This window comes from Albibacterium bauzanense, assembly GCF_004339765.1.
Taxonomy (GTDB): domain Bacteria; phylum Bacteroidota; class Bacteroidia; order Sphingobacteriales; family Sphingobacteriaceae; genus Albibacterium; species Albibacterium bauzanense.
The window spans coordinates 672,942-696,428 of sequence record NZ_SMGO01000002.1 but is presented as its reverse complement, the minus strand read 5'-3'; the positions used below and the strand labels follow the sequence as shown (position 1 = coordinate 696,428).

The 23,487-nt window shown below is 37.1% G+C and carries 19 protein-coding genes; 12 read left to right on the top strand and 7 right to left on the bottom strand.

The genetic code is table 11. The features are described from left to right. Nucleotides 1-20: 20 nt before the first annotated feature. A complete protein-coding gene (gene panD / locus C8N28_RS08975) occupies nucleotides 21-371 on the bottom strand; it encodes an aspartate 1-decarboxylase (RefSeq protein WP_132224030.1) in 351 nt (116 codons plus the stop codon). Nucleotides 372-412: 41 nt separating this feature from the next. Next, nucleotides 413-1,291, bottom strand: coding sequence for a pantoate--beta-alanine ligase (gene panC / locus C8N28_RS08970; protein ID WP_246012783.1), 879 nt, complete (start codon nucleotides 1,289-1,291; stop codon nucleotides 413-415). 134 nt (nucleotides 1,292-1,425) lie between these two features. Here panC and C8N28_RS08965 point away from each other — a divergent pair, with 134 nt between their 5' ends. The 5 genes from C8N28_RS08965 (at nucleotide 1,426) to typA (ending at nucleotide 8,288) form a co-directional block, all read left to right on the top strand. Further along, on the top strand, nucleotides 1,426-2,247 hold the full coding sequence (locus tag C8N28_RS08965; protein WP_132224028.1) for a glycogen/starch synthase: 822 nt from the start codon (nucleotides 1,426-1,428) through the stop codon (nucleotides 2,245-2,247). A gap of 24 nt (nucleotides 2,248-2,271) precedes the next feature. Beyond that, the gene (locus C8N28_RS08960) at nucleotides 2,272-3,690 is read left to right on the top strand and encodes a DUF4270 family protein (RefSeq protein ID WP_132224026.1); all 1,419 of its coding nucleotides are present in this window, start codon (nucleotides 2,272-2,274) and stop codon (nucleotides 3,688-3,690) included. An 88-nt stretch (nucleotides 3,691-3,778) separates the two neighbouring features. Next, nucleotides 3,779-5,617 (top strand): glutamine--fructose-6-phosphate transaminase (isomerizing), encoded by a 1,839-nt coding sequence (gene glmS, locus C8N28_RS08955; protein WP_132224024.1) that lies wholly within the window; start codon nucleotides 3,779-3,781, stop codon nucleotides 5,615-5,617. 77 nt (nucleotides 5,618-5,694) lie between these two features. Continuing rightward, nucleotides 5,695-6,171: a 2-C-methyl-D-erythritol 2,4-cyclodiphosphate synthase gene (gene ispF / locus C8N28_RS08950; protein ID WP_132224022.1), complete on the top strand. Its 477-nt coding sequence runs from the start codon at nucleotides 5,695-5,697 to the stop codon at nucleotides 6,169-6,171. Between the two features lie 311 nt (nucleotides 6,172-6,482). Next, entirely contained in the window at nucleotides 6,483-8,288 is a 1,806-nt protein-coding gene (typA, locus tag C8N28_RS08940) for a translational GTPase TypA (RefSeq protein ID WP_132224018.1), read from the top strand. A 79-nt stretch (nucleotides 8,289-8,367) separates the two neighbouring features. On the opposite strand, the gene C8N28_RS08935 is transcribed toward typA, so the two are convergent. Next, the gene (locus C8N28_RS08935; protein WP_132224016.1) at nucleotides 8,368-9,849 is read right to left on the bottom strand and encodes a sodium:solute symporter; all 1,482 of its coding nucleotides are present in this window, start codon (nucleotides 9,847-9,849) and stop codon (nucleotides 8,368-8,370) included. Between the two features lie 11 nt (nucleotides 9,850-9,860). Continuing rightward, nucleotides 9,861-10,667, bottom strand: coding sequence for an N-acetylmuramic acid 6-phosphate etherase (gene murQ, locus C8N28_RS08930; RefSeq protein WP_132224014.1), 807 nt, complete (start codon nucleotides 10,665-10,667; stop codon nucleotides 9,861-9,863). A 218-nt stretch (nucleotides 10,668-10,885) separates the two neighbouring features. Here murQ and C8N28_RS08925 point away from each other — a divergent pair, with 218 nt between their 5' ends. Beyond that, on the top strand, nucleotides 10,886-11,179 hold the full coding sequence (locus C8N28_RS08925; protein WP_132224012.1) for a type II toxin-antitoxin system HigB family toxin: 294 nt from the start codon (nucleotides 10,886-10,888) through the stop codon (nucleotides 11,177-11,179). Between the two features lie 3 nt (nucleotides 11,180-11,182). After that, nucleotides 11,183-11,539 (top strand): helix-turn-helix domain-containing protein, encoded by a 357-nt coding sequence (locus tag C8N28_RS08920; RefSeq protein WP_132224010.1) that lies wholly within the window; start codon nucleotides 11,183-11,185, stop codon nucleotides 11,537-11,539. A gap of 24 nt (nucleotides 11,540-11,563) precedes the next feature. Here C8N28_RS08920 and C8N28_RS08915 read toward each other — a convergent pair whose 3' ends face one another. Further along, a complete protein-coding gene (locus C8N28_RS08915) occupies nucleotides 11,564-12,742 on the bottom strand; it encodes an exo-beta-N-acetylmuramidase NamZ family protein (protein ID WP_132224008.1) in 1,179 nt (392 codons plus the stop codon). Nucleotides 12,743-12,913: 171 nt separating this feature from the next. Here C8N28_RS08915 and C8N28_RS08910 point away from each other — a divergent pair, with 171 nt between their 5' ends. The 5 genes from C8N28_RS08910 to C8N28_RS08890 all read left to right on the top strand — a co-directional run bounded on the left by C8N28_RS08910 (nucleotide 12,914) and on the right by C8N28_RS08890 (nucleotide 20,702). Continuing rightward, complete coding sequence (locus tag C8N28_RS08910; protein ID WP_132224006.1) at nucleotides 12,914-13,507, top strand: RNA polymerase sigma factor; 594 nt, start codon at nucleotides 12,914-12,916, stop codon at nucleotides 13,505-13,507. Nucleotides 13,508-13,641: 134 nt separating this feature from the next. Further along, nucleotides 13,642-14,823, top strand: coding sequence for a FecR family protein (locus C8N28_RS08905; RefSeq protein ID WP_132224004.1), 1,182 nt, complete (start codon nucleotides 13,642-13,644; stop codon nucleotides 14,821-14,823). 132 nt (nucleotides 14,824-14,955) lie between these two features. Further along, nucleotides 14,956-18,402, top strand: a complete 3,447-nt coding sequence (locus C8N28_RS08900; protein WP_132224002.1) for a SusC/RagA family TonB-linked outer membrane protein — start codon at nucleotides 14,956-14,958, stop codon at nucleotides 18,400-18,402. An 11-nt stretch (nucleotides 18,403-18,413) separates the two neighbouring features. Then, nucleotides 18,414-19,835, top strand: coding sequence for a SusD/RagB family nutrient-binding outer membrane lipoprotein (locus tag C8N28_RS08895; protein ID WP_132224000.1), 1,422 nt, complete (start codon nucleotides 18,414-18,416; stop codon nucleotides 19,833-19,835). Nucleotides 19,836-19,841: 6 nt separating this feature from the next. Next, nucleotides 19,842-20,702 (top strand): endonuclease/exonuclease/phosphatase family protein, encoded by an 861-nt coding sequence (locus C8N28_RS08890; protein ID WP_132223998.1) that lies wholly within the window; start codon nucleotides 19,842-19,844, stop codon nucleotides 20,700-20,702. Nucleotides 20,703-20,770: 68 nt separating this feature from the next. Here C8N28_RS08890 and C8N28_RS08885 read toward each other — a convergent pair whose 3' ends face one another. Beyond that, nucleotides 20,771-21,871: an AI-2E family transporter gene (locus C8N28_RS08885; RefSeq protein ID WP_132223996.1), complete on the bottom strand. Its 1,101-nt coding sequence runs from the start codon at nucleotides 21,869-21,871 to the stop codon at nucleotides 20,771-20,773. Between the two features lie 144 nt (nucleotides 21,872-22,015). Further along, complete coding sequence (locus C8N28_RS08880) at nucleotides 22,016-23,479, bottom strand: SusD/RagB family nutrient-binding outer membrane lipoprotein (protein ID WP_132223994.1); 1,464 nt, start codon at nucleotides 23,477-23,479, stop codon at nucleotides 22,016-22,018. Between the last annotated feature and the right edge of the window lie 8 nt (nucleotides 23,480-23,487).

The following is a 23,487-nucleotide window of genomic DNA, read 5'->3' as shown; positions in this document are numbered from 1 at the left end:
TATCGGGCCCTAAATAGAATTTATTTAATTAATCGGTTGTTAGAATCGGGAAATACAAGCAAAGGGTCATAGCTCTTTCCTTCTTCAATGGACATATACGCATATGAAATAATAATAATTACATCTCCCACTTGGGCTAAACGGGCAGCAGCGCCATTTAAGCAAACAATACCTGATCCTCGTTCACCTTTAATTACGTAGGTTTCAAAACGAGCACCATTATTATTATTCACAATCTGCACCTTCTCATTTGCTATAATATTGGCAGCGTCAATTAAATCTTCATCAATTGTAATACTTCCCACATAATTCAACTCCGCCTGTGTAACACGCGCACGATGAATCTTTGATTTCATTACCTCAATAATCATGGTACAAATTTACTAAAATTAAAGAATATCATGGTAATACTTTAGTTTTCAACCTCAATTATCATATTATCAATCAGCCTTACACCATCTATCCAAACTGCAATCAACGCAATGACCGACTCATTTGTCGTATAATCAGTCAAAGGTTCTAAACTATCCAAATCACAAATCTCAACATATTCAAGTTTTAAATCCGGGATACTTTCTAACATCTCAATAGCCTTTACTTTAGACTTCTCGATAGTTTCTCGCCTTATATGTTGTTTCAAGTAAATTAAGCTTTTATAAATAATCAGAGCCTGGTTGCGCCCCCTATCCGATAAACGAATATTTCTTGAGCTCATCGCTAAACCGTCAGTTTCACGTACGGTAGGGCATAGTTTTAACTCAACAGGTATTTTTAATAAATGAACCATCTTTTCAATCACCAGGTATTGCTGATAATCCTTTTGACCAAAACAAGCAATATCCGGTTTTGCAATATCAAAAAGCTTTTTAACGATTTGAGTTACTCCTTGAAAGTGACCTGGTCGAAATGCTCCCTCTAATATAGAATCCAATCCTTCCAAATTAATATGCCACTCTTCCCCTTCAGCATACATTTCATCTACTTCTGGCATAAATAATAAGTCGCACCCTGCTTCTTTTAAATTATTTATATCCTTTTCGATAGGACGAGGATACTTCTCCATATCTTCTGCATTATTAAATTGGGTAGGATTTACAAAAATGCTACATAAACGTATATCGCAGTATTCTTTAGCATAGTTTAATAAAGTCAGATGTCCTTGATGTAGAGCACCCATTGTAGGTATTAACCCTATTCGCTTGCCTTCCTCTCTTAGAAAAGAAAGATGATTCTCTAACTCCTTTTTTTTATAAAATATAAGCACAGCTAACTCGTTAAAAAATACCGCCAAAAGTGGTAAATTCAATTGGTAATACAAAGCCTTTTTCGTAATTCATTGATAAGTTGGCAGATAATGCTTATCTTTGTCCAACCTAGTTAGTCAATATTCTACTAAAGAAACAAACACATAAAAAATTATTGGAGATGGCAAAAACAAAGATATTGTTTATTACACATGAAATGTCGCCATTCCTTGAATTAAGCAAAATTTCAGAAATTGCACGTCAATTGCCTCAGGCAATGCAGGAAAAAGGATATGAGATCCGAATTCTTATGCCAAGATTTGGCACAATTAACGAGCGTAGGAATAGGCTTCATGAAGTTATTCGCTTATCAGGAATGAACATCGTTGTTAATAATAATGACAACCCGTTGATTATTAAAGTAGCTTCTATACCTGCAGCTCGTATGCAAGTTTATTTCTTAGATAACGATGAATACTTCAATAGAAAGCATATTTTCAGCGACAAAACTGGCAAATTCTTTGCAGATAACGATGAACGGGCAATCTTCTTTTGCAAAGGAGCATTAGAAACCGTTAAGAAATTAGGATGGTCACCAGATGTAGTTCACTGTCATGGCTGGATGAGTACATTAATTCCTGCTTATCTTAAAACTTCCTATAAAAACGACCCAACCTATAAAGATGCAAAAGTTATCTATTCATTATATAACGACTCTTTCAAAGAGAACTTAGGAGAGGAATTCGCTAAGAAAGCATTAACTTCTTCTATGAAAGATGAGGATGTTTCACACTACAAAGACGCTACTCATTTAAGTCTCTATCAAGGTGCTATTAATTACTCTGATGCGCTCGTATTAGCCGAAGATAACATCCATGAGGATTTGTTAAAAATTGTTAAAAACGTGGAAATTCCAGTTATCGACGTTCAGAATGATACAGATTTCGAAAATTATTGCAACCTTTACGAACAATTTGCGAGTGAAGAACTCGAAACTGTATAATCGTTCAGTTTTCAATAGTAACATATGAAATATTATTTTCGAGACTTATTAACCCTGTTGATAAGTCTCTTTATTTTAAGTGGTTGTGAAAACCCGTCAAAAGTAGGTTTAGATGTTGATCCAGAAGACCAAATACAAGGCGCACTTATTGATGATCTTCCTATATACGCCGTTACAGTTAAAGAAAGTAGTACTTCCACAAAAAGTTCATATCAGCATCCCCTAGGTTATTTAAAAGACCCTACCATTGGTGAAAGCAGTGCTAGCATTCAATTAGGCCTTGAAAAGATATTCGCAGACGATTCTCGTATACCAGCCAATGCAAATATTGATTCGGCTATTATGGTATTCGACTATGGAATGGATTTCTTTGGAGACTCATTAAATTCAACTACTACAGTTGAAGTAAAACAGCTAAGTACACCTTTCGAATTCAATAAGGATTATCCTAGCGATGCAACATGGGCAGTTGAAGCAGATATACTTGGAAGCAAAACACTTAATAAATTTGCATACCGCGATAGCATTCAGATCCATACAGTAATCAGCGCAAAAGATACAATCATTAAGGTTGGGCCTCAGCTACGCATACCGATGGATGCTGCTAAAATTAAAAGCTTATTTGATGGCAACATTGACTCTACAACATTTGCAAGCAATACATTCTTCCAGAATCGGATAAAAGGTTTCCAGGTTAGCGTTAATAAAACAGCTCAGGTTGGCATCGGGGGTATTGTCCATTTAGCAATAAATAGCAATCAAAATGGGTTAATGGTCTATTATAAATTACCTGGCTCTACAGATCAAAAGATCAAGTTCTATTCTGTAAGTTCTCAAAATGCTGTTTCCTCCCTTTCAAATGATTATTCTACTGCTGTTACAGATCAGCTAGCAAATCCTACAGGAAACTTTGAAACGGTTTATGTACAAGCTCCTGCAGGTTTACGTACTAAATTATCTCTACCGACACTTGCTTCTTTAAAAGACCAGAATTTAATCATTAATAAAGCTGAACTGATTATCTATACTGATTCAGACGCTACCGGAACAATCTTTACTAAACAAGCACCACGACTAACGTTATATCGTGAAGACATCGCAGGTCAACGTGTACCTTTACCAGATGGCGATACCCGTACAGCTACACTACCGACAGGAGAAGTACGTAATATTCGCGATCCAAGAAGTTTCGGACTATCCTTCGGCGGAAAATACGATAAAGACAAAAAGAGCTATACATTTATACTTACGTCTTATATTCAAGATATATTAAAAAGTAAAACAAACAATAGTACTTTTTACGTTGCTCCGGCTTCTAATGTAGAAGCTACGATTGTACCTTACCTATTAAATGTTTATTCAGGTTCTCGGGCAGTATTAGGCGGAAACAGTAACGAGAATTATAAAATGAAATTGAATATTTATTATACAAAAGCGAATTAAGAAATCATAAAATTTAGTTCATTTTTTCAAGAAGTCACATAGAAGTCGGAGTTTTTTCCGACTTTTGTTTTTTTCATAACTAAAATATATGTGTGGAATCGTAGGATATGTCGGCCCAAAACAGGCTTGGCCAATTATAATTAAAGGATTAAAACGATTAGAATATAGAGGATATGACAGTGCTGGCATTGCACTCGTTAAGCCACATGAAATAAAGACTCTTAAAAAGGCTGGTAAAGTATCTGTTCTTGAGGCATATGCAGCCGATAAGGACCTAAGTGGAACAGTGGGTATCGGTCATACAAGGTGGGCTACCCATGGCGAACCCTCTGATCGGAATGCACACCCTCACTCTTCTGGCAATCAACGCTTAGCCATTGTTCATAATGGAATCATTGAAAACTATGCAATCTTGAAGGAAACCTTGATCAGCAATGGTCATGTTTTCAAAAGCGATACCGATACTGAAGTTCTTATTCACCTAATCGAGGAAATCCAGAAAGAAGAACAATGTGATCTTACAGAGGCTGTTCGTTTAGCCCTAACACAAGTAATCGGAGCTTATGCCATTGTAATTGTAGATAAAGAACAACCCGATCAGCTTGTTGCAGCACGCAAAGGAAGTCCCCTAGTAATTGGTGTTGGAGAAAATGAATATATAATCGGTTCTGATGCATCTCCAATTATCGAATACACTCAAAATATTATTTATTTAAAGGATCTTGAAATCGCCACTATTACAATAAGAGGAATTGAGATCCGAACAGTTCAGAATGAAATACAAACCCCTTCTATTCATAAATTAGAATTAAAGCTTGAAATGCTTGAAAAAGGCGGTTATGAACATTTCATGTTAAAAGAAATCCATGAGCAAGCTTTTACTGTACGCGATTGTATGCGAGGCAGAATCTATCCAAATGAAGGAAAAATACAACTAGGCGGATTAAAAGATTTCGACGAAAAACTAAAAACCGCTAACCGTATTATCATCATTGCCTGTGGTACATCATGGCATGCAGGTCTGGTTGGTGAATACCTGATAGAAGAGTATGCGCGTATCCCTGTTGAAGTAGAATATGCTTCAGAGTTCAGGTACCGTAATCCTATCATCTCAGAAAATGATATTGTGATGGCTATTTCTCAATCAGGAGAGACAGCCGATACACTTGCTGCCTTAGAAATTGCCAAAGAACGAGGAGCAACAATATTCGGGATTTGCAACGTAGCAGGTTCATCAATAACCCGTTTCACAGATGCAGGCGTTTATACTCACGCCGGGCCAGAAATCGGTGTTGCTTCTACAAAAGCATTTACAGCTCAGGTCACTGTTTTAACTTTAATCGCCTTCTACATCGCTCAATTAAAAGAAAAAATTAAGCCTGATGCAATGAAAGTTCTATTAACTGAATTAGATAGCATCCCTGATTTAATCAAAGAATGCTTAAAAACAGAAGAAGCAACTAAATACATTGCTCAAGACATCAAAGATATTAATAACAGCTTATATCTAGGTCGTGGAATTGGTTTCCCAATAGCCCTGGAAGGCGCTCTAAAACTAAAAGAAATATCATACATCCATGCAGAAGGATATCCCGCGGCTGAGATGAAGCATGGTCCAATAGCCCTAATTGACGAAGGATTTCCTGTAATAGTTATTGCTACTAAAAGCAGCTCATACGAAAAGGTTGTAAGTAATATTCAAGAAGTTAAAGCGCGGAAAGGAAAAGTAATTGCCATTGTAACCAAAGGCGATGTTGATGTACGAAAGAGTGCAGACTTTGTAATTGAAATTCCTGATGCAGATGATACTTTTCTTCCTTTATTAGCTACCATACCTTTACAATTACTTGCTTATCACGTTGCTCTTTTGCGAGGCTGCAATGTTGACCAACCCCGTAACCTGGCAAAATCAGTTACTGTTGAATAGCAAGAACAGGGGCAATACGTCTATATTTTTGTTTCCTAAGATTCAATTATATATGTTTGGCACAATAAGGAGAAAAGATGAAGATTAAAGTAGGATTCGGGTTTGATGTACACCAATTAAGAGAAAATCATCCATTTATTATAGGAGGGGTTCAACTTGAACATCATTCAGGAGCATTCGGTCATTCCGATGCAGACGTTCTTGTTCATGCCATCTGTGATGCTGTTCTAGGTGCAGCAAACCTGGAAGACATAGGATACCATTTTCCAAATACAGATCCGCAATGGAAAGATATCCGCAGTACAATACTGTTGGAACATTGTGTAAAGTTGTTAAAAGAAAAAGGTTGGGAGATAGGGAACATCGATGCTATGCTTTGTATAGAAGCGCCGAAAATAAAACCTTATATCTCAGAGATGAAAAACAATATCAGTTTGGCAACTGGTCTTAGTACGGATGATATCTCAATAAAAGCTACAACCAATGAAACAATGGGATTTATTGGAAGAGAAGAAGGTTTAGTGGCTTATGCAGTTTGTTTAATTACGAAGTAATATCTGCTTTTTTCTTTAGAGGCTCAGCTATATCACTGCAAGCACTACAAGTCTTACAAGCGCCGCCTTTCTTAGGTTTAACATTAAGATAAACCGTCCTGCCCAAATATAACAGGGCTATTCCAAAAAGAACAAATACAAGTATTAATTGGACATCCATAGCACAAACTTAGCGAATCAAAAGCATGCTTTTGTCAGATTCATATAAAAAAAATACAGTTACCCTATAAAAAAACTAATACCTCTAACAAATTTTTCCAATCCTAATAACTATCTTTGCGAAAAATTTCGAGTATACTATTACCGATAAAATGCAGAAAATCAGAAATATAGCAATTATTGCACACGTTGACCACGGAAAAACTACCCTTGTTGACAAAATCCTACACTCTACACATCTTTTTCGTGACAACGAACAAAGCGGTGTTTTAATTCTTGACAACAATGACCTTGAACGTGAACGAGGAATTACTATTGTTTCGAAAAACGTTTCTATTCAGTACAAAGACGTTAAGATCAATATCATTGATACCCCAGGTCACGCCGACTTTGGAGGAGAAGTTGAGCGTGTTTTAAAAATGGCAGATGGAGTAATTCTTCTGGTAGATGCTTTTGAAGGACCGATGCCTCAAACTCGTTTCGTAACTCAAAAAGCACTTGCACTAGGTTTAAAGCCTATTGTAGTTGTAAATAAGGTAGATAAAGAAAACTGCCGTCCAGAAGAGGTTTATGAAGCTGTATGGGAACTATTCTTTAGTTTAGATGCCAATGATGAACAACTAAACTTCCCGGTATTGTATGGTTCATCCAAACAAGGATGGATGTCTACAGACTGGCAAAAACCAACCGAAGATTTCATTCCTCTATTAGATGCCATCCTGGAATTCATTCCTGCTGCTCCAATAAATGAAGGAACACTTCAAATGCAAATCACTTCCTTAGATTACTCATCCTTTGTTGGACGTATTGCTGTAGGACGTGTTGCACGCGGAGTTATAAAAGAAAATCAACCCGTTTCACTAGTTAAGCGTGATGGTAAAATTATAAAGTCACGAGTTAAGGAACTTCATACCTTTGTAGGCTTAGGTAAACTAAAAGTATCGGAAGTAAAAGCCGGCGATATTTGCGCAGTAGTAGGAATCGAAGGCTTCGATATTGGTGATACCATTGCCGACTTCGAAAACCCGGAACAATTGGAGGTAATTCACATTGATGAGCCTACAATGAATATGCTATTCACCATCAATAACTCTCCTTTCTTTGGAAAGGAAGGTAAATTTGTAACATCACGCCATTTGCATGATCGTTTATACAAAGAAATGGAGAAAAACCTGGCATTAAAAGTTGTTCCAACAGATTCAGCTGATGCGTTCTTAGTATATGGTCGTGGTATATTGCATCTTTCAGTATTAATTGAAACCATGCGCCGCGAAGGCTATGAACTTCAAGTTGGACAACCACAAGTAATCATCAAAGAGATCGATGGCAAAAAATGTGAACCTATTGAAGTATTAACTGTAGATGTTCCTGCAGAAGTTGCAGGTAAAGTTATTGAATTGGTTACCCAACGTAAAGGAGAACTCCTTGTAATGGAAACCAAAGGTTTATTACAACATCTAGAATTTGAAATACCAGCACGTGGGATTATCGGTTTACGTAACAACGTATTGACTGCCACTGCCGGAGAAGCTGTAATGGCTCATCGTTTCAAAGATTACGAACCATGGAAGGGTGTTATTCCTGGAAGATTAAGCGGTGTATTGATTTCAATGGAAAAAGGTACAACAACAGCTTATGCCATTGATAAATTACAAGATCGTGGTCGCTTCTTTATCGATCCAGGTGTTGATATTTATGAAGGTCAAATCGTTGGAGAGCATATCCGTGATAATGATTTAACTATCAATATCACCAAAGGGAAACAATTGACTAACATGCGTGCTTCAGGAACAGATGACAATACTCGTATTGCACCTGCTATTAAATTCTCGTTAGAAGAATCAATGGAATATATACAAGGTGACGAATACATTGAGGTAACACCAAAAAGTATCCGTATGCGTAAAATACATCTTCGTGAAGCAGATCGTAAAGTAAACTCGAAAAAATACCAATAACAATTCGAGTTCTTAATATAAAGCAAAAGGCCGGATCAATTGATCCGGCCTTTTGCTTTATATTAATCTTTAAAACCTATTAGAATTTAACAGGAACCTTAAGCCCCGGTTTACTTGTTATAAATAACATAATCCACGTTAAAAAAGCATTGATAACAATCAGCTCAAAACTCATCCCATAGCCCACTGTACTTTCCAGCAAGAGCTTCAATCCATAAAGCAAAATAGGCGATAAAATACAGATATAAGGCACTAAAGAATCTCTTACAGCCCGGTTGGTGAACATCCCAAATACAAAAAGACCAAGCAAAGGTCCATATGTATATCCAGCTGCTGTAAAAATAGCTGTTACAACCGATTCATCATTAATTACCCGAAAGCCCATAATCACCAATAACATTAGGATTGAGAAACCTACATGAACAGAAGTTCGTTGCCTTAACAATTTTGGGTCATTTGGATCTTCTTTCTTATGAAAATTCAGAAAATCGACACAAAATGAAGTTGTTAAAGCCGTTAATGCAGAATCTGTTGTTGCAAATGTTGCAGCCGTTAAGCCCATCATAAAAATGATACCAGGTAAAATGGGTAAATAATTCAATGCAATCTCTGGAAACAAGTGATCGGGAGTAGGAAGTGCCGCAACATCAATGTTATTTTGAGCAGCATATAAATAAAGCATAGCACCAACCGACAAAAAGAAGATATTAATGATCACAAAAACAAGCGTAAACGAAAGCATATTCTTCTGAGCTTCCCCAATCGTCTTCAAACTAATATTCTTCTGCATCATATCCTGATCCAGACCAAACATCGCTAGCGTTACAAATATTCCTCCTAAAAACAGTTTAAAGAAATTCTTTGTATCCCCCATAAAATCATCCCAGAAAAACATCTTCGAATATGTGCTTTCTTTAATAGCATCAAATGCTTCTACAAAGTTCATATCCAGACTTTGTGCAATAAAATAAATAGAAAGAACCACTGAAAACAAAAGAAAAAAGGTTTGCAGAAGATCAGTTATAATAATTGTCTTCAGCCCTCCCTTATGCGTATACACCCAGATCAACACTAAACAAATAATTATAGTCACCGCAAAAGGCACATTCCATGCATCAAAAATAAAACGCTGAAGAATAATTGCTACCAAATACAAGCGAAACGCAGAACCAATCGTTCTTGATATCAAGAAAATCATTGCTCCGCTCTTATAACTCATATGTCCAAAACGTTGTTCCAAATATGTATAAATGGAGACTAAATTCATCCGATAATAAAGTGGCAATAAAACAAAAGCTACAATTACGTAGCCTACCGCATTTCCCAAAACAAATTGGAAATAACTAAAACTACCACCACCAACAGCACCTGGAACTGAAATAAAAGTAACACCCGATAAAGCTGTTCCTATCATTCCAAAGGCAACGATATACCATTTAGAATTCTTATTAGCAGAGAAAAAAGCAGAGTTGTCCGACTTCTTACGAGAAGTAAAATGGGCCACACCAACAAGAACCGTAAAATAAACAATCAAGAAACTCAATAATACAAAAGGGGTCATGTTTTCAGGCTTTAATTATTATAATGGGCTATGGCTGCACGAACGCTTCCATATTTCTCAAGCAGCTCTGCCGCTAAATGTTCTGTAGCGCCCGTTTCCTCAACAATCATTCTCACCCCCCTTGCTACCAATTTATTATTGCTTAGCTGCATATCCACCATTTTATTTCCCTTCACTCTTCCCAATTGAATCATGGTAGCCGTTGTTATCATATTTAATACCATCTTCTGCGCCGTTCCAGCCTTCATTCTCGTAGAACCGGTAACAAATTCAGGACCTACTACAACTTCTACTGCATAATTCGCTTCACTAGCTACAGGTGAACCAACATTGCAAACAATACAACCAGTAGCTAAACCAGCTTCATTAGCAGCTTTTAAGGCCCCAATTACATAAGGCGTTGTTCCAGAAGCAGCGATCCCTACCAGCACATCCTTTTCATTAATAGAATATTCCGACAAATCTTTCCAACCCTGTTCTGTATCATCTTCTGCAAATTCAACCGCTTTGCGAATAGCAGTATCGCCACCAGCAATAAGTCCGATTACCCAATCATGGGGCACACCAAAGGTTGGTGGACACTCAGAAGCATCTAAAATGCCTAAGCGCCCACTTGTACCCGCTCCAATATAAAACAACCTGCCACCTTTCTTCATCCTATCTACAATCACAGTTGTTAACGCTTCAATCTGCAGAATACTTTTTTGCACAGCTAGCGCCACGCTTTGATCTTCTTTATTAATATTAACAAGAAGCTCATGCACACTCATGTGCTCCAGATTTGTATAATTTGATTCTTTTTCGGTCGTGTACTTCATTTCTTGATGTTATTCAACTCAGATGCTTATATAACTTCGGCAAACAATTTAGTGTTTTGCCAGTGTTATATTCCTTTAATGCTCAAAAATTGAGAAAAAGCAATAATTCTTAAAATATGAAATTAAAGATAGTTAATTCTGCTGTTTCTATATTAAAATATTATCTCCACAACTTCCCAATATGGGAACTATTTATTAACTTTGATAAAAGAATAAACTTGAGAATAATTTCTAAGAAAACACTTCGAGATTTTTGGGAGAAGCATTCCGATAGTAAACAACAATTACTTTCATGGTATCAGGAATCAAGTAAAAGTAATTGGGAAACACCCAACGATATTAAAAAGGAATATCCAAGCGCTAGTGTTTTGTTAAAAAATAGAATTGTATTTAACATTAAAGGTAATACCTATCGATTAATAGTGAAAATAAACTACGAGCACAAAATAATATGGATTCGTTTTATCGGAACTCATTCAGAATACAACAAGATAGACGCTAATAAAATTTGAAACATGAATATTAAACCTATAAAAACACAAAAAGATTATCAAAAAGCATTAGAGCGATTAGAATTCATCTTTGATGCCAAAAAAGAATCTTCAGAAGGAGATGAATTAGAAATACTATCAATATTAATAGAGAAATACGAAGACGAACATTTTCCGATTGAACTTCCAGATCCCATCGAGGCCATTAAATTTAGAATGGAGCAAATGGGTTATAACCAAAACGATCTAGGGAAAATAATTGGGCTAAAGAGCAGAGCCAGTGAAATATTAAATAAGAAAAGAAAACTATCTCTCAAGATGATTCGTCAAATACACGACAAAATGCGAATACCAACAGAAGTACTCATACAAGCCTATTAACGATACCAGAAGACACCTTATAAATTATTCAAAATCCGGATAAAGCAAGTACTTTTTTCGCATTATTTTATAAGCCGTTAATTCATCCTTCCATGAATCCCGAATTTCTTTCTCATTCATTCCGGCAATAATCTGTTTTCGTAGTTTATCAGTCCCTGCAAGCTTATCGAAAAAATCTGGTCTTGCAAAAAACTTTTCCTTTAATCCCGATTTTTTATAAAAATCTAGCAAATATTTCAATGTAAATTTCTCCGAAACAGCATCCACACCTCTCAAATCCAGACCGTAACACAATTCACCCTGCTGTTCAACATGTGCTGCCATTCCAGGTCGAACTCCTGGCACAAATGTAAACTTTCCAAATACAGGATCCGGATACCCTATTACCTGAAAAGGCCAGTCCGTTCCTCTTCCCACACTAATATTCGTACCTTCAAACAAACATAAAGACATATATAAACGTACCGATGTATAATTCGGCAAACTTGGCGATGGTATCACCGGCAATTCATACTTCATGCTATGGTCGTAGTTTTTAACAGGAATAACTGCTAAATCACACTGAACTCCATTCTCCAACCACCCTTCTCCATTAATCATCTTTGCAAGCTCTCCTACCGTCAAGCCATGAATCATGGCAACTTTATGATAGCTCACATTTGATTTAAACTTATCATCCTTTCTAACAGGCCCATCAACCTGATCACCATTCGGATTTGGCCTATCCAATACAATTACTTTCTTTCCATTATCTGCACATAGCTGCATAATCTGATGCATAGAAACCACATAAGTATAAAACCGCGCTCCTACATCTTGCAGATCAAAAATCATAACATCTACTGAGTTAACGATTGAGTCTGCCTTCTCATTAGTTCCATACAGCGAATGAAGCGTTAATCCCGTTTTCTCATCCACATCATTCCTCACACTCTCACCTCGTTCAATATCACCCCTAAAACCATGCTCAGGTGCAAATGCAAACCGTAAATCTACATCGTTTTCAAACAAAACATCAACTAGGTGCTTATCACCCACTATAGATGTTTGATTCCCCATCAAACCCACTTTCTTACCTTTTAATAAAGGGAGGTATTCTTCAAGTTGATCCGCGCCCGGAGTAATAGAATCAGGAACCACAGCAGGTATCGCTGTAAACATTGAAAAAACAAAAGAAATAGCAATCGAAAAAACTGAAAGCATAATTAAGAAAATAAGATAAAAACAATTCCTTAAGCTAAGATATATTTTCTAGATGACTTTTGGAATTGTCTGCTTAATTAGTAAGGTTAATATAGGCTTAATACTAAGGCAAACTTAATGGCTTAGTTTTGTCTTCATTGAGCAGGTTGTTTAACATTAGTAATCATCAAATTGGAATCGTATTCAGATCAACAGCTTTGGCGTTTATTGAAAAGTGGAGATAGACTGGCTTTTGAGATGATCTATCGTCGCTACGTACGTAGTCTCTATCGGGAAATCAGTAAACGTATTGAAAATCTGGAAATAGCAGAAGACCTCACCCAGGATATCTTTCTGACACTTTGGGAAAAAAGGGAAGCATATCAACCCAAGGGAGATATCTTTCCCTATCTCTATGGGATGGCGATGAATCGGGTTCTGAATTACTATCGGAAAAATAAAGTTCAGCCTAAATTTATTGAAATATGGGAAAATATGTCGGATGATCTCTCAGAGACATCAGAACTCTCTGCTGCATTTCGACATACGCAATCCGAAGAAATGGAATCCCTGGTCGCTAATACTATTTCTTCTTTGCCAACAAGGATGCTGCAGGTTTACCAACTACGTTATGAAAAAGATCTGTCGATCGCAGAAATAGCTAAAACCTTATCTACTTCACCTAATACGATTCACAACCAATTAAAAACCATTCGTAAACGTGTTTCAGAAGCCTTGAAAAACACAAGTTACCTTCTATATCTGAGTTATTTCCTTCTCTATTAACATTAAGCCAATGTTAATAAGATTACTAAATCGTTAAATCGGATTTTAGCAATAGCCGAAACTTCATTTTCTGTTCCTATATCTATAGCAGACCATTAAAAAGCTGTCTCATTATGCTTATTAAAATGTTATAGGTGAAAGAAAATATCCATCATTTATTAGAAAAATACAGTCAGAATACCTGCACTAAAGAGGAGTTACGCATCATTGAGGCTTGGTTTATGGAAATCGGGGCAGAAAGTGAAGGCACCTTTTTAAGCGATGAACGAGTCGAAAGCATTTTAAACAAGCTAAAAAGTTCACCTCGATTTGCTGAAAAGTATTCAATAGAAGAACCCAATCAAGGACGAGTCTTACCAATTAAACACAGAAGCTTGGCAAAGGTGGCTTCCATTGCTGCTGCCTTACTGCTTATTTGTGGTATCACGTTCTTTCTAATGAAAGATTATTCTCATTCAGAGACTGTAGTGATGGCCGATATTGCTCCGGGAGGAAATCATGCCTATTTAACCCTTTCCGATGGAACAAAAATTGCCTTGGCAGATACAATCAATGGCAGAATTGCTGAACAGCAAGGCACTCAAATTACTAATGAAGAGACTGGCACATTGGTTTATTCAATGAATTTCAAGAATAATAAGCTGGTTTTTCCGACTGATGCTTACAACTATAATACCATAGAAACTCCAAAGGGAGGACAATATCAGGTTGTCTTACCAGATGGATCTATAGCCTGGTTAAATGCCTATTCTTCCATAACATTTCCAGTTCAGTTTTCACCATTCGAAAGAAAAGTAAAGGTAACCGGCGAAGTGTATTTTGATATTGCCACCCAGTATGAATCAACAGATCAAAAGAAACGAATTCCTTTCCTCGTTGAAACCAGCAAGCAAACAATCGAAGTTTTAGGTACACAATTCAATGTGAATGACTATCGAAGTGATCAAATGGAAGTCACGTTAATAACAGGAAAGGTTAAACTAATATCCAAAGATATAACTAAGAATGTATTCCTATCTCCGGGACAGCAAGCGCTGGTGCGCGATCAAGTCTATGTAATTCAGGCTGATATAGAAAGAGCTCTCGCTTGGAAAAACGGAGATTTTATCTTTAAAAACGAAAAGTTAGGGGATATTTTGGAACAAGTATCCCGTTGGTATAACATCGATATTAACTGTCCGGCCCATCTGACTTCGTTAAAATTTAGTGGCATGGTATCGCGAGAGCGGCCTTTGTCTAGCATTATAACCATGCTTGAATCAACTGGTACAGTAAAAGCAATTAGAAAAGGAAGGAGGTCCATTGTAATAGAATAACAATTTGAATTATCCTAAAACGATTGACTTAATAAAAGAAGCGGGAAGCGCTACTAACACTTCCCGCAGACTATAAGTTCATTCATTCCCTCATTTAAAAAAATAGAATAAAGAATTTACATCAACAAAAATATGAAATTTCAACCATTCATGCGTGTTATAAAAGCCACGATGATATTGCTTACCTGTTTTATAATGCAGGCATATGCAACCTATGGTCAACGACTGACCATAAAAAAAGAAAACACCAGTATTTCTGATGTTTTACGAGAAATTAGAAATCAAAGCGGATATGATTTCTTCTACGATGCCAATATCTTCAATGACGCTAAGAAAATAAATATCGATGTTGAAAATGCCGACATCAACGAGGTATTGGATAAATCATTTGATGACGACTATACCTATACAATAGAGGATAAGATTGTCACCATCAGAAGAAACATCTCATCCAATGCAAATACTACAACTCAACGGACACAGCAAAACGGACGTCTTATTGGAAAAGTTACCAGTAGCTCTGCAATAGCTCTTGCAGGTGCAACTGTTGAGGTTCTTGAATTGAACCGGACAACCATGACCGATGCTCAAGGAAATTTCACGCTGGATGTCCCTGCAGGCACTTACTCATTAAAAGTAACTTACCTCGGGCACGAAAACTTTGAAAGGTCGGCAATTGCCATAACAAACGGTTCAACCGTAACGGTAAATGCAATGTTGATAGAAGGTAGTAGTGCAATGCAAGAGGTAGTTGTAACAGCACTCGGTATCACTCGTGAAGAGAAAGAAATTGGCTATGCTCAACAAACAATCAACGCAGAGCAATTATCGACAGCCCCATCAACAAGCTGGTCAGAAGGTTTGAAAGGTAAAGTTGCCGGTTTAAATATCATTAATGGCAATACAGGACCCATTAACTCTCAAGCAATTCAATTAAGAGGAACAACTTCCCTTGCAGCTGGTGGCAATAATGCACTGATTGTAATCGACGGTGTTCCGATGAATCAGGAGACAACAGCTTATGGTAATAACGTTGGTGCAGCATATGGTACAGAAGCCCCCGTAGATTATGGAAATGCAATCTCTGAACTGAGACAAGATGATATTGAAAGTGTGAGTGTCCTAAAAGGTCCTTCAGCAGCAGCTCTATATGGTTCTCGCGCTGCAAACGGTGCAGTAATTATCACTACAAAATCAGGCAAAAAGAACCAGAAAATGGGTATCGGTTTTAACTCCACTGCCTTATTTGATCATATAATCAATTGGCCGAACTATCAATACGAATATGGTGGCGGTCGGTTAAATGCATTAGATGCAAATGGCGAACCTTACTACTCTTGGGGAAACTCAGAAGATGGTCCGCATACAAATACTCCAGCCGCATGGGGTCCAAAGTTTGAAGGACAGCAATTTTATCAATACGATCCGAAAACTCAAACTATGGGAACTGAGCGTACAACTTGGAAACCTTATAAAGATAATATGAAGGATTTCTATCGTACAGGTATGACTTTCGAGAATTCATTAACACTACAAGGAGGTGATGATAAAGGTTCTATGCGTCTTAATCTGTCACGTACAGACAATGAATACATTGCCCCAAACACAGGTTACAAACGTAATTCAGTTTCATTCAACGGGAACTATGATATTACAAATCGTATTAAGCTATCATCAACAATCAACTTCAATAACAGAACAAGTGATAACCTTCCGGGATTTGGTATGAGTAATGGTTCCCTGGGTTATTTCATGATGTTCTTGTTACCCAATGTAGATATTAATTGGTATAAACCAATTTGGCAAACTGGTAAGGAAAATGTGAGCCAATTAAACCCTTTCTCTGATTGGTCAAGCAACCCCTATTTCTTGATGTATGTTGATACAAACCCGCTAAATAGTAACCAATTGGTAGGAAACGTTCGTGCAGATATCAAACTGACGAATAAGCTAGACTTAATGGGCCGCCTATCTTATAATTCCCTTTCTCAATTACGTGAAACTCAACGTGGTTATTCAAGTAAGAAACACGCTCGCGGATATTATGGAAGACAAGATGTATCAAGTCAGGAAATTAATGCCGACTTCCTTTTAACGTATAAGGATCGCATTTCTGATGATTTCGACTATACAGTAGTTGGAGGCGCAAGCAAAATGACCTACGATCACCGCAATGTGATGTCTTCCATCGATGCCTTAATTGTTCCAGGCGTATATACACTAGCTAATGGAGTAAACAATCCACTTGTAAGAACCAATGATGCAAAAAAACAGATCAACAGTTTATATGGAATGTTTACACTAGGTTGGAGAAGCAGTATCTATCTGGATATTACGGGCCGTAATGACTGGTCGAGCACCTTACCTAAGAATAATAATTCGTATTTCTATCCTTCTGTTAGCTCTAGCTTTATCGTATCCGAGTTATTTAACTTACCAGAACCGATTAGCTTTTTGAAATACAGACTTTCTTATGCGAAGGTAGGTAGCGATGCAAATCCATATCAAACTTCAAAATACTATTCCCAAAGTGGTTTTGCAAGTTCCGCAGTTATGCCTTCGTCCATGTTTAATGCGGATCTAAAACCTGAAATCACATCAAGCTGGGAAACCGGATTTGATATTCGCTTACTGAACAATCGTTTGAGCCTGGATGCTACTTACTATATGTCAAGTACAGAAAACCAAATTCTTTCTTTGCCAAATGATATCGTTACCGGATACAGCAGTCGAATTATTAACGCAGGTGAAGTTCAAAATAAAGGAGTAGAATTAGTCTTGAATGCTAAACCGATCGTAAAGCCTGATTTTGACTGGAATGTCATGTTGAACTGGTCGACAAACGAAAACGAGATTATGGAACTCAACGATAATCTTGAAAAACAGACCCTATCAACTGTTTGGCAAGCATCATTGATCGGTACCGTAGGTGGGCGTACAACAGATCTTTGGGGACCAAAATTCCTTCGCGACGATGCTGGCAATCAAGTTTTCGAAAATGGTATTCCAGTACGAACAAGCACTTCAGAATACATTGGAAATATTGCTCCTGATTGGAAAGCCGGTTTAACAAATACCTTACGTTATAAAGATTTCCGTTTAAGCTTCACCCTGGATGGACAATATGGAGGTCTGATTTATTCGGGTACTTATAATCGCTCTTCCTGGGACGGATTTACAACAAACACCATTCCAGGTCGTGAAGAAGGATTTATTATAGGTGAAGGGGTAATGAGAAATACAGATGGATCATATTCACCAAATACAGTAAAAGCAGCAACAAACTCTTATTGGAGTCAATATCACCAAATCGCTGAAGCAGGTGTATTCGATGCTAGTTTTATTAAAGTTCGTGACGTATCGGTAACCTATAATCTACCACAAAAATTTGCCAAGTCTATTTATGCTAATAACTTATCATTAACGGTATTTGGGCGAAATCTAGCTGTATTCGACAAATTCCCATTCTGGGATCCAGAAGGTGGTACCATGAACGGTACTAATTTCGTACAAGGTCTTGAAATGGCTCCAATGCCATATACAGCCACTTATGGTCTTACTTTAAAAGCTGACTTTTAATCCTGTTTAGAATGAAAAAGATAAAAATAATTGTAGCGGCATGCTTGTTATTAGGTTTCTCAAGCTGTACCGATAATTTTGAAGAAATCAATACAAATCCGAACCTGATCGACCAGATCAGCCCCGGCACCTTATTAAACGAGGTAATTTACAACATGACATCTAATAACCTGACAAATCACTATAACGTGAATGCTCAGCTAATGCAAGTGCAACTTTCTTATCCTCAATATTATGCTGGTATCCAGCGTTATGAAATTTTGGAAACAACTGGTAACTCGCAATGGAATGCAGGGTATAAATGGGCTAAAAACCTGCGTGAAATGCTCAAGGCGGCCGAAGCCGATCAGGCAGTGAACTACACCGCAATTGGACTTACCTTAAATGCATGGATTTATTCAAACCTTACAGATACCTTTGGAGATATTCCATTCTCCGAAGCATCGCAAGCAGAAGAAGGTGTTTTGCAACCTAAGTATGACAGGCAAGAGGATATCTATACGCAGATATTAAGTGACTTAGCAACTGCAAACTCCCTTTATGACCATACACAGACCATGAACTATGGTACTGATATCCTTTTTGCGAATAACACCAGAAAATGGCAAAAATTCACAAATTCACTTCGCTTAAGATTATTATTACGTACGTCAGATGTCCGTCCTGCTTCGTATTCAGAAATGACTGCGATTCTTCAAGACCCGGTTGGCAATCCGATTATTACAGACGCTACTGATGCTGCTGTATTATTAATAACAGGTATTACCCCAAATATTTCTCCATGGTCTCGTGCACTGGATTTTAGTAATCAACATTCCATAGGCGAATTCTTTATAGATGTATTGAATGACCTTGAAGACCCTCGCCGTCCGCTTATTGCCGGCCAGGCTGTTAGAAATACCGTAACAATTGGTTACAAAGGTATTCCAAGTGGCTATGATGCAGCCAGCTTTGATTATTCACCATCTTATATGAATAACCAACAAGTAGTAGCACCCATGATTATCCCGATCCTGACCTTAGCAGAAGTTGAATTTATCCAAGCTGAATTAGCTCAAAAAGGGCATTGGAACGATGCAGAAGGCCACTTCAAATCAGGTATACATGCTGCTATTGAACTTTGGACGAAAGAATCGCTTCCGGAAAGTTATTTCGATAGCCCTTTAGCTAATTATGATGGTACTTTGGAAAGGATTATCTTACATAAGTATTTAGCAACATACTTTACAGATAATCAGCAATGGGCAGATTACCGTCGTACCGGATTTCCAGAACTTCCAACAACTACCAGCATGTTGAACGACGCTATTCTACCTTCACGCCTTTTATATCCGGATGTTCAGAAAATATACAATCCTGCGAATTATGAGGCAGCTGCACAGCAAATGGGTGGCGACGATATAAATTCAAAGGTATGGTGGGATGTTAATTAAATAAAAATGAAAACTAAGAAAATAATATTTGCCTTTATTGCTTGCTTTTTTTGCATTCTCTTGTTTCAATCGGCTAAACCGATACCAGCAAGTTTCCGCGTAGCTGCTTATAATATTCGCTACAATGCACAAATGGATATTGAGAGTGGTAATTCCTGGGATTCTCGTAAGGTACCATTAGCAAGACTGATAAGACAGCATGCTTTTGATATCGTGGGTACACAAGAAGGCGACTCAGGTCAAATAAATGACTTAAAAGAGCTTCTTCCTGACTTTGATGTTGTTGCTCATCCTTATGGCGGTGATAATGATTTGCATAATGCTGCTATTCTTTACAAAAAAGATCAATTCACACTGCTTGATTCAGGCGTATTTTGGCTAAGCGAAACGCCAGAAATTCCAAGTATTGGTTGGGATGCCAGCGATCGGCGAATTTGCAATTGGGTAAAGTTTAAGGAGAAAAATTCTGGTAAGGAATTCTTTTTCTTCAATGTGCATTTCTATTGGCGTAAACAGGTCGCAAAACAAGAATCGGGACCGTTGATTGCGAAAAAAATAAAAGAAATTGCAGGCGATACTCCTACAATCATAACCGGCGACTTTAACTCAACTCCCCAAACTTCGCAGATTGGAGCTGTGAAGGAGGTTTTAAATGATGCTTACGAAGTAACGAAAACCGAAAGACAAGGAGTAGAAGGAACTGGTTTTCCTGGTGGTGTATTTCAAGGTGACCCAGGTGGACGGATCGATTATGTATTTGTGAGTTCACAAATTCAGGTTTATGATTATAAAGTATTGTCAGATACCTATAATGACAATCGTTACCCTTCAGATCATTTACCAGTAACGAGTTTCATTGAATTCTAACCTTTCAAGGATTAATATCCTATAAAAAAAAGCCAGTGTCGTTCTATCGAGACTGGCTTTTTTTTAATCTATTTCTTACGGATATCTCTTTTTTCCTTCAACCATCTGTAAAACCATTTAGAAGGTCTTTCCTCAGCCGGATCACCGATCAGATATCCATAAGGCTTAAATTCATCTGTATGGTCAAATAATATTTTAGCTATACTCAACAAAGGAACAAATAAGATCATCCCAGCTATACCCCAAATATAGCCCCCACAAATTATAATAAGTATGGTTGCCAATGCACTTAAATTAACCTCTCCACCCATAACAAAGGGTGTTACAAAGTAATTATCAATCCCTTGAATAACAATAAATGTAATAATTACCCATAATGCAGGTTCAAAACTATCCTTTGTTACCAAAGCTATAATCACCGGGAACACTCCTGCCAATATTGGCCCAATATAGGGGATAACATTAACCACTGCAGCCACCGCAGCTAACAATAATGCATTTTCCACTCCTATTATTAATAATACGATAAAGTATAAAATAAAAAGGATTGAAATTGAGATCATTCTCCCCAATAAATATTGCTGCGAAACATTCGTAATCCTATTCAATATTTCATGCTTCTCACCTTGTTCCTTTCCTTTTATAACCTGCATAAAGAATGACCGATATTTCTCTTTATCAAACAATAGAAGAAATGTAACCACAAGCATAATGATTGTCTGTACCAGCAAACCAGAAGCACCTTTTAAAATTGTACTGAGATAAGAAGCAGACAACTCTCCCAAATTTTTAACCTGATTCTGTAAATACTCTTTCTGCGAGCTAACAGGATAATTAAAATTCATTTCAATATAGTCGTGCAATCGTTGAATTAATTCATTAGCACGTGTTTCAATTCTAGGTAACTCCTCTCGTATATTCGTTAATTGGCCAATTAATATTAATGCTAATAAAACAATTACTGTCAATAAGATAATTATGCAAACAATTGTTGAAAACACCCTCTTCAATCCTTTTTTATCAAGATAATCTATCAAGGGAGCCATCAACATAGACAGTAAAGCAGCAAATGTTATAGGAATTAAGACAGGACGCCCATATATTAACACAATAACCAGTAGTATCCAAAACAATAGAAATTGATTAATCTTTATATATGGATTCTTCATGAAAAACTATGTCAATTTTAATTTTTCAACAACAGTATAGTTAGATTGTTTTATAGACTTCGGTTTTCATAAGATATAACAACAAAAAAAGAGGATGGCATTAATGCCACCCTCTTTCAAAAACTACTAGAAAAATTTTAATTTCTATAAATCAAACCAAACTTTGTCATAATACTTTGGTTGTGGATCTGGAACATTTGGATTAGACGAGATCTCGTTTGGAGGTAAAACAAAACGTCTAATCAAAGGACCAGCGGTTGCTCCTGGAGGTAATGTCAAAGTAGGAACTTCGTTTCCTTCAGAACCAGAACGTCTCCATTGTACAAACGCCTCTAAAGGTCTATCCATTAAGTCAATCCATTGTTGAAGATGAATTTCTTTTGCTGGATCTGCAGCAGTAACCAAATTCGGCAATTGCGTATCCAAATAAACCTGAATCGCATCAGGATCTGCTTCATAGAAATTCATACTTGCTTCTACACCTTTTCTAAACAATTGTTGAGCAGTTACTAAATTCTTCGCAACTCCTAAACCTCTTGCATAAGCTTCTGCTTGTAATAACAAGATTTCTTGATAAGACAGTATCAATGAAGGAGCATCTTTCCTGTATAAATAAGAAGAGCTCAATAAAGACGTATTATTATCAGCATCAACTTCAGTATCCACACCTTCATAAGTAGTAACGCCCTCTCCTAATCCAAGATCAAAATACTGAGGAATCCTAGGGTCATTCTTAGGCTCCATGTATTTAAACACATTATTATTAGCAAAGAACCAAACATTCTTTCCTCCGGTATATTCCTTGAAAAGTCTGTATTTAGGATTTTCGTTATCAGACTTTTCATAATATTTATAAGTCATATCATCCGCAGCAGATGAAAGCATCGAACCTGGGTTACTAAGCATAGCGCCTATTGCAGCAGCTTTACTTGGGTCCTTATCTACCATCGTCATTAATGTCTTAAACTTGATAGAATTAGCAAGTTTAGTCCATTTAGCTAAATCACCTTTATAAAAAACATCATAATCAGTTATTCTTAAAGGACTAGATGGATCCATCTGAGCTACAGCCTCGTCTAATAATGCAATGATACCCTCAAACACATCCTTTTGTGCATCAAACTTTGGATATGGAAACTCTTCTGGTTGCCATGCCTCAGTGAATGGCACATCTCCAAATAGTGTTGTTGCCTCATACATCATTAGCGCCTTAATAATCTTACACTGCGCTGCAGTATTATTATTAACCGGATCAGCTGCTTCTGCATCACGTATAGCTAACTCAAGGTTATTGCCCCCAGTTGCATAATAAAGCGACCATGAGTTTTGTATAGAGTATACACTTACATCATATAAATTACCTTTCTCCCAACCGAAATCACCACCGCTGGCAATATTCTGAATGAATAAACCAATCGGAAGCCAAGTATCACCACCGTTTTTATTAACATCCCATGATGTGATAGCATAGCCGAATAAAAGACCAGCATCAACCTTGGTTGCTGTTAGCGGACTCGTATTTATATCTAAATACTTTTTGCAGGACATTCCTCCTACTGCAAGCAATACAGTAAGGGTGCCTATTAATATTTTATTTCTTATTTTCATGAGATTTT